General features: G+C 54.4%; 5 protein-coding genes and 1 pseudogene. 2 read left to right on the forward strand and 4 right to left on the reverse strand.

The annotated features are described in order from the left end of the window. Positions 1 to 606: 606 nt before the first annotated feature. The 4 genes and pseudogenes from ACTJLC_RS31440 to ACTJLC_RS31455 all read right to left on the reverse strand — a co-directional run bounded on the left by ACTJLC_RS31440 (position 607) and on the right by ACTJLC_RS31455 (position 4,342). The gene (locus tag ACTJLC_RS31440; protein ID WP_440846344.1) at positions 607 to 846 is read right to left on the reverse strand and encodes a hypothetical protein; all 240 of its coding nucleotides are present in this window, start codon (positions 844 to 846) and stop codon (positions 607 to 609) included. Between the two features lie 108 nt (positions 847 to 954). Next, positions 955 to 1,137 (reverse strand): annotated as a pseudogene (locus ACTJLC_RS31445) (transposase); the annotation flags it as partial. A 306-nt stretch (positions 1,138 to 1,443) separates the two neighbouring features. Continuing rightward, complete coding sequence (locus ACTJLC_RS31450; protein WP_114164459.1) at positions 1,444 to 2,121, reverse strand: NUDIX hydrolase; 678 nt, start codon at positions 2,119 to 2,121, stop codon at positions 1,444 to 1,446. Between the two features lie 106 nt (positions 2,122 to 2,227). Then, the gene (locus ACTJLC_RS31455; protein ID WP_114164458.1) at positions 2,228 to 4,342 is read right to left on the reverse strand and encodes a trypsin-like serine peptidase; all 2,115 of its coding nucleotides are present in this window, start codon (positions 4,340 to 4,342) and stop codon (positions 2,228 to 2,230) included. Between the two features lie 733 nt (positions 4,343 to 5,075). Here ACTJLC_RS31455 and ACTJLC_RS31460 point away from each other — a divergent pair. Together ACTJLC_RS31460 and ACTJLC_RS31465 are read left to right on the forward strand one after the other, a co-directional pair. Continuing rightward, complete coding sequence (locus ACTJLC_RS31460) at positions 5,076 to 6,086, forward strand: lipase family protein (RefSeq protein ID WP_114164457.1); 1,011 nt, start codon at positions 5,076 to 5,078, stop codon at positions 6,084 to 6,086. Positions 6,087 to 6,331: 245 nt separating this feature from the next. After that, on the forward strand, positions 6,332 to 6,709 hold the full coding sequence (locus ACTJLC_RS31465) for a hypothetical protein (RefSeq protein WP_440846346.1): 378 nt from the start codon (positions 6,332 to 6,334) through the stop codon (positions 6,707 to 6,709). Positions 6,710 to 6,802: the final 93 nt, after the last annotated feature.

Here is a 6,802-nt window from a genome sequence, read left to right on the forward strand (position 1 = left end):
ACAGGCTCGACGTAGTGAATCTGGAAAACGCGCTTGGCCAGGTCGATGGCAATAGTCGTGGGTTCCATCAGCTTTCTCCTTAACGGGATATCCCAACGGAGACGATACTCGGGCTCGACATCGTCGCCGGGGTTGCTGCGGCGTCGGTTGGCCCGTTAAGGCGGGAGGCGACCATTCCATCTATAAAGCTACTACATTTGGGATTTTGCATAATTCTTTTTATGACAAATTCAGGATCACTAATTTACGTTAACCTGAAAAAAAACTGTTCCCGCTTCCTGCAGAATCCTGTTTCTGATCTGCAGACCCCGCTCTGCGGATGGCGGCAACCGGGACACCGAAAGCCTTCGGTGCACGCATCGGATGGCTCAGATGTTCGGCCGCGCCAGCGCGTTCGCCCTGAATGCCCGCTCGCACGCCGGACACCGGACTCCCGGATGCGCTGCTCCTGCGGCGAGTGGCGCATTTCGCTCGCGAAGCCGAACAGCTGCATGATGCCGGTCCACGACCGCACGCGACCGCGACAGCGGCACGCTCTCCTCGAAGACCCGCACCGACGACTTCACGGTGCCGTCCCTCGTCCGGCCGACCATCGCCGCCCCGGCGTCATTGCTGGATCGTCGCGTGCTTCATCAGCTCGCCGGTGAACTGCGCGGCGGCCTTCTCCAGCGCGAGCGCCTGCAACAGCAGACGGATCGTGTCCTTCGCCTGGTCGAATGACGGGACCTGCGTGGGCCGTTTTGCATCAAATTTCACGATCACGCGCATCGCGTTGTTGCCGTCACCGGTCGCAATCGCGACCGGCGTGACACCGCCGGCTGGCAACTGCGTGATCGCCTGCGCCACCGCGAGCGGCAGCCCCTGGGTATTGCCTTCGCGTTCGCAAATCTTGCGGCCGATTCCGACACGAAACAGTCTTTCGAAATTTCGTCGCGTGTTTAACTCCTATGCCGTAATCCACTTATGCAGTTGGTTCGCGTTCACACCCGCCTTCAACGCCAGTCCGGCAATTGACGCACCAGGCTGCAGGCAGGCGTCAATCAACCTGCGCTTGCCCTCGGCGTCAAACTTCCTCTTGCCTGCTGCAGTCACGCCGGTCACCCGCAGCGGAAAGAAATCAACTTCGTTCTCTGTCATCGGTTGCGTCCGCAAGTTGTAGTTGCGGACGCAAGCCGGCGCTCGTTCAGCTTGGAATTCTAGGTGCGTTTAAATTCTCAATGCCGGCGACGCCGTGGTCTATAGCACTCATCCATTGCAAAGCCCGGAACGGCCAAGCTGCTTGCGACGCACGCCATTCGATTTGATCGCCTTCTGTTCCTCGTCGACGCCCGGCGATACCTGCTGCATGGTCAGGACGCATACGCGGCACTGGACATGACGATTCACGTCAGCCCAATGCCGCCTGTACCGAGGCCCCTGTAACATGCCCGCAAGATCCCGCACCTACACATTCAAATTGAAAATATCGACCCGCAAATATTTGAGAACCTCGTAATACCAGCCGATTACTTGATCCCCCCTCCACGATTTGATCTTGTCCCATTGATTTGAATTCTTGATATTCCAGCAAGCAACCGAATCGAGCTCATTATCCTGCGGCCACACGGAAAACTTCTCCCTCACGACATAATCCATAACCTGGGATCGCTGCGTATATTTTTCCTTGATTATTTTGGCAACGATATCCCTTGAGTTAGGCAGGGAAATCGACGATATCGCACTGAATGTGCTCGCCACCTCCCCAGTTTTCGCGCGAAAGTACGCAGCCGAGTATGCATCTCTTTCGAAGGACTTTATTTTTGTCCTGTCAGGCCCGACGCTCCTCGGCAATTCAACGCCGGTCTCCTCGAAGAATTCACGCCTGGCGCATTTCTCCGTATCATTTTCGTCGTTTCTTCCTCCAGGCAGAGCATTCAATCCGCCGCCCTTTTTCCCAGTCAAATCGATCCCCCGATAATTGACCGTTTCTCCATTTTCGCTCAAGTAATAGTACGACCTCTCCCGTTTCGTTGCGATAAGAAACGTACCAAAATCGTCATACAAAACCGCATAAGCAGGAGGAGTGTTCTGCGGAGCAGGCATAGCATCATCATCGCGCGCAATCACCGGATCAGGAGACATGATCGCCCTCTATTTATAAAGTGAATTCAAATGTCGCTCAGCGCTCACCCGGGCGCTGAGCGACATTACATAACAACGCAACGTATTGCTTTGCGAGCGCCCGGACTCAGGCCATTTCCGGCTCCGCATCCCACTCCTCCGCGACGGTGGCAAAATCATCGACCGTCCGGCCCTCGATCCAACCAAGCATATTGGCCTTGACTGTCTCGTTGATTCGACAGCCGATGTTGGCGGCCGCACGGCTACCGACATGAATGCCGTAGATGCACCACTGGCCAGCGTCGTCCTTGGCGACGATCGCGGAACCGCTTTGTCCCTGCGCGGTGGAAATCCTGTAACTCAGAAGTGTCGGCGTAACTTCGGTCAATGCCCCGGTGCCAGACCACATGGTTTTCGCCGGTTGCTTGTCGCCCGGATAGCCTGCGATCTGCATGGCCGTCGTCTGCAAATCCCTGTCGGCAGCAATTTTCAGCGTGTACTTGGTCAGATCTTCCGGCACTGCCTTGACCAGCCTGATAATCCCGTAATCCAGGCCGTCGTCCTGTTCGTCCTGCTCGAAGGCCTCCGGGTAGTAGATCTTGTTGGCGGCGAAACTGCCATACGGATGATCTGCGCTCCCGTTGTTGGCCGGGTAGAACCGGATCGCTGTCGCGCGGCCGCCGCAAGCGGAATCGAACAAATTGTGAGCACAAGTTGCAACATGGGTGTCGTCCACCAGCGTCGCAGTTCCGATATACGACTTCCCGTCAGGGAACAGCATCTCCAGCATACCGACGCCATTCCACGGCGAGATCCGCGTATTGGACACTCGCTTGCGGTTATCCGGCGGGAATACCGCGTGGACGATATGCGAACGCGATTCGAGCGGTGTCGACCAGGATGCAACGACCTCCTGCTCCCGCTGCTCCAACAGATGCAGCGCCTCTTCCTCGCTCAAGACCTCCATGCTTGCGGGGTCGAGGTTCTTCTTGCTTTCGGTCAGGTTGATCGTGTTCAGCAGTTCTAGCATCTCCGAGAATTGCTGTATCGTCCACGTACCGCTTTCAACCTTCTTCAGGTATTCGAGAACCTTCTTGTCCTTCGCTGCAACCTCCTTGCGAATCCGCGCTTGCAGTCCATCGGATTTGGCCTTGGTGATGCAGCCAGTCGCCTTCAATTGCAGATCGTAGAAGTGTGTTTGCGTCGATGCATTGCAGGGAAGCGCCAGCGCCATATTGCCGTTGAAGGCAACAGGCAGCCGTCCCTCGAACTCAACCCTGTTTTTGAACTCGATCGACTGCTTGAACGTATTGGAGGCAAACGACATGTTGATGCTGACGGAGTAAGGCAAAAGACCGGCCCCCAACCCGTCCGACGAAGACGACGAAGGCTCCTGCGGCGTCGGATTTGGCTCGAACTTGAACAATCCCTCTCCAGCAGCAGCCTGCTGGTTGATTGCTTCGAATAAGGTCTTCGTGGATTCCAGCAACTGCCAGCCGAACTCCTTGCCACCGCCACCTTGAATGTATTTGATCTTGACGATCCCCTTCTTTTGCATGTCCTGCGTGATCTTGTCGAAACTGGCGTTGCCGATATTTAGCCATCCGATCCGGGCGCTCGCTCCGAATTGACTACGCGTGTATTCCCAAACTTGGGACAGGTCTGCCGTGAGCTCAGCGATCCACGGGTCGGCAAGCAGCTCGCACGTACCGTAGAAATTGACGCCAATTTCTGGATTCTTGTTTTTATCGTCCGAGCCCTGCAACCCTACCAATTCTGCAAACAGGCTATTGCCTGAAGAGACGTTAAAGCCGAACTGCGTGCCAACCTGAAAACGCTCCGGGAAAGTGATGCTGCTGCGCCCGCCCATTTCGACGACGTCCGTCGCGATGATGGGCTGGACAGTCACGTCTTCAAGCACGAGCGGCACCAGGTAAACATTTCTGACTTTGTAGATCCGCTTTGCCTCGGCCACTATGGCGTCGCGCTGCTTTTTGGTGATCTCGGCAATGCCCTGCCCGCTGACTACCGCCCCGACAACGCTCTGATAGTTACGATTCCCAACATCGATGAAATACGGCTGAGCGTTGATCCCATAATATTTCACCTCATAGCTTCTGATCGTCTCCTCATTGACTGGATCAATGCGAGCCGGGAAATAATGAAACGTTTCAAGGCTTTCACTGTCCTGATAAGCAATCACACCGTCCTTCGCACACGACCGATTTAAACGAGCAACCATTTTATTTCTCCTGTGGCATTGGTTTTCGACACGACACATTAAACGTCGCGCACAACAAAATTACGCCGCCGCGCACAGCATATCCATTACACCCAATTACACCGCGACGACCCAACTAGGCTGACAACGCGCGCTGAATGCAGCCTCCCGAAAAATCGACCCTTCAGATCGCGCTGTATTGGCTTGGTAGCCACTCGCGGAGGGTAAAGCGACACCCGAAAACCGAGTACTCTCACGTTTTCGCACGGCCTCGCCCACGTGCTGCCCGATGCGGTCGGCATACGTCGGCCGCAATATTCCTTGGTCACCGTCGGCGGCCGCGCGCCGAAGGCCGCATCTCAACAGCGAAGTGATGACTTCATTTCGCGTCCGGCAAACCCATACTGAGTATGGCTCGCCACGTTATCGGGATGCACGAAGTCCTGAGTTGGCGATTTTATAGTCACAACGCTGACATCTTAAATGCGTTCTACGAGTGGCTCCTCGCAAAATAAAATCCGTATACCCGGAGCACTTATGCCGCTTGGATAATTAAAAACTTGAAATTTATGCATTATGCTTCGAAAAGCAAAATGCATAAAAATTACCCATTCCCTATAAATCTATTGCTGAACGAAGTATGCAAGCCTAGAATCGGCCGGTGGTTCAGCGAGGTCACGTAGATGTTGCGGTCAGTTTTCAATATTTTGCAAACTAGAAGTCGAATTTTTAAGACATCCGGAGCAAATTAATCATGTCAACCATCAATCTTGAACAAACGCAGATTAATCTCACGTTAGCGTATCTTGTTAACTATTCCGCAACAGACTACACCTCGGGAAAAGAAATTCAGAACCCAACTCCGGCGCAGGTTAGCCGGAATATCATTAATGGCCTGAGCGCCTCCAGGATGACCCAGAACAAACAGTTCAGTATCGTTTGGGGGCCCGCCTTGCTTCGCGATCCCGATCCGGATAGATATGCGACGCAGATCACTGCAGTACTGCAATCGAGAACCACAGGCGAATATTCGGTGGTGACCAGTGGCACCGATTTCAGTTCCCCCGTGGACCTTCTGGAGGACAATCTGTATGAAACCCTCGTGTCATTCCGGAAGTACGTGCCGTCATGTTCCGACTTGGCAGGTATATCGGCCGGAACAGACATAGGACTATCATCCGTGATCCTGACCGCCGACTCAAACGGGGCGACGCTCATTGACTTTCTCAAGACGGTACCGCCTTCGAGCGTGCTTAACGTTGTCGGGCATAGCCTAGGCGGCGCCCTGGCATCCGCGCTTGTCCTGTACCTGAAGAATCAGCGTGACTTGCAAGCGCTAAACCTGAAATACAACTGCCAGACGTTTGCTGCGCCGACGGCGGGCAACGATATTTTTGCTGGTTATTTTGACGAACAGATGCGAACCAACGCGATACGCGTATGGAACACGGTGGACGTCGTACCGATGGCGTGGAATGCAGACAGTATCGAGCTTGTAAAAAAGGTCTATGAACCACAAATTCACACCCCCGATGTCGTCAAGGCACTTGTCGATCTGATAAGCGCCACTTCGAGGTCTCTGAATTACAGACAATGGGGAAATTACGGCTCTTTGCAGAACAAGCTTGATGGACAGGCTGTTTCCCAGATTACGGATTTCTATCAGCAGGTGGGCTTTCAGCATATCTACGGATACATCTTCCTTCTGGGACTGGGTTTGGGCGATATACACATCCCCCCGCCTCCTATCAGCCAGGCAAAGTGATGCGTGGTCCGCGAGCTACGGACTTTGTTCGGCAGGGTATTTGCAAGAAGGCTTTGGGGGTGGATAGAAAGGTCAAAATTCGATCTGTCCGCCCTCCAAAAGTTGGCGTTTTATTGTCGAGTTACGACTCACATCGACCGCAAGCAAAACGCAAACTGCGTATTTCGGCGAACGTGACCGCCGATTTCGAGAACGTGACCGATTCGGCGGGGTTGGGCGTTGCGCGGTGTTGATTGTAGATTTTCTTGTTAGTCCTGGTCAAGTTCGGGCTCCAGGACGCTGGGTTTTGGGGATGCCTTCCTGAGGGATTCACCGGTGAGCGTGATCCGGTGATGACGCTGCATGAGATGGTCGAGCATTGCGTCGGCGATGGTCCCCGTGCAGAAAGGCCTGCGCCAAGGTTCAATCCGAAGTTATCGCGACACAGTTCGCCTGTTTCTGGCTTTGTATCCGAGCAACGCCGCACCTCAATTACTTCCCTGACTGTCGAGGACCTCGCCTTCGAGCGAGTTCTGACATTCCTCAAGTATCTGGAGCAGCAGCGCGGCAACTCCGTGCGTACCCGCAACCAGCGACGCGCCGCGCTGAACACTTTCTGTAAGCGCGCAGAAATGGGCGTCTAGCACTCAGCGATCTGAGCGTGCAGGCTATGTCCACTGATTTTCAGTGGACACCTTATGACAGAACAACACTCAGAAACGTCGGGCCTGAAGGTC

Source organism: Paraburkholderia sp. 22099 (assembly GCF_052045835.1).
Taxonomy (GTDB): Bacteria; Pseudomonadota; Gammaproteobacteria; order Burkholderiales; family Burkholderiaceae; genus Paraburkholderia; species Paraburkholderia terricola.